This window comes from Arthrospira sp. PCC 8006 (genome assembly GCF_046480465.1).
Lineage (GTDB): Bacteria > Cyanobacteriota > Cyanobacteriia > Cyanobacteriales > Microcoleaceae > Limnospira > Limnospira platensis.
On sequence record NZ_PKGG01000455.1, the window covers coordinates 1 to 1,378 of the forward strand.

Genomic DNA, 1,378 nt, shown 5'->3' on the forward strand with positions numbered 1-1,378 from the left:
CCCATTTGTTCGATCGGTTTTACCAAGGTCACAGCGATCGGCAAACCAAGGGTACTGGGTTAGGCCTTTATCTCAGTCGCCAAATTATTGAAGCCCATGGCGGCACGATCTGGGCTGAGTTGCGTCAGCCCAAGGGGGTGATATTTGCCTTTCGCCTTCCCGCCCAGTGGCGGGGTCAGGATGATAACTTGATCTTACGTGCCTTTACATGAACAGTAAATCCATTAATATTCTCTTGGTCGAAGACGACGAGCTTTTTCGTCTGGGGCTATCAACTCGCCTTCAGGAAGAACCCACCCTGCACGTTGTGGCTGAAGCCACCGACGGCGAAACGGCTATTGCTTTAGTTAACCAGCAGACCTTCGACGTTGTGATTTTAGATATTGGTCTGCCCGGTATCGGCGGGATTGAAGCCTGTCGCCAGATTAAGCAGCAGCATCCCACTGTCCCGGTACTCGCCCTCACCTCCCACAATAAACCGGCATTGATTGCTCGTCTGATTGAAGCTAAGGCTCAGGGTTACTGCGTTAAGGGCATCGCTGCGGAGGTTTTAGTCCTGGCAATTCGCTCGGTCGCTGCCGGGGCTACCTGGTGGGATGCGATCGCCTCTAAAGAAATTCAAGCGGCTTTCGAGATCTCCGATTCGAGTCCTGAGTCTAACAATACCGCCTCTGACCTGCCACCTCTGACAAAGCGTGAGCAAGAAATTCTCGCTCTGATGGCTAAGGGCCAAAGTAACCAGGAAATTGCCGATGCCCTTTATATCTCACCTGGTACCGTCAGAGTCCATGTCCACGCTATCCTGCAAAAGTTGGATGTGCGCGATCGCACCCAGGCTGTTATCCTGGCTATGCAAAATGGTATGCTCAATTCCTGATAAGTAAGGCTTTCTTTTGAACGGCGATCGCATATCATACCAGCAATGCTTTAAACGCCTGATTCCCCAGGCTTCGTTTATTTTGGTGTTCAACTCCTCGCCGGTCCAAAGAGTGTAGGAAAATCCGCGATCGCACTTCTGGGCTGTTGGTTTCGGGGGGGCGATCGTATCATGATCCTTGTTACCCGAGTTGAGTTTCACCCTTCTAGGCAGATATCATCTAATTTTAGACCATTCCCCATTTAATAATTGTGACAATAATTAACCCTAATTCGACTATTATTAAGTTCATTTATATTAATTTCCAAAAATGAAGTGTAAACCATTTAATCCTTTCTAGTGGAGAAAATGAAGCGTAAAAATTGCTGTACGGCGGTGATTCAATTATTTGATATTCATGCCATATAATTTCACGTTTAACCATCATATTCTGCTTCACATCATTGTATGTTTAAAATTTTAACAACCCTGCCATTTTCCAGTACACGGGTACACTGTCAG

2 protein-coding genes and 1 pseudogene are annotated in these 1,378 nt (G+C 47.2%); 2 read left to right on the forward strand and 1 reads right to left on the reverse strand.

Annotated elements, in window-relative coordinates:
* Positions 1–212: sensor histidine kinase (locus B9T16_RS28695; protein WP_410246393.1), on the forward strand; the 212-nt coding region annotated here is incomplete at its 5' end.
* Positions 209–877, forward strand: a complete 669-nt coding sequence (locus tag B9T16_RS28700; RefSeq protein WP_410246394.1) for a response regulator transcription factor — start codon at positions 209–211, stop codon at positions 875–877. The genes B9T16_RS28695 and B9T16_RS28700, both read left to right, overlap by 4 nt.
* Positions 878–1,169: 292 nt before the next feature.
* Here B9T16_RS28700 and B9T16_RS28705 read toward each other — a convergent pair.
* Positions 1,170–1,378 (reverse strand): annotated as a pseudogene (locus B9T16_RS28705) (hypothetical protein); the annotation flags it as partial.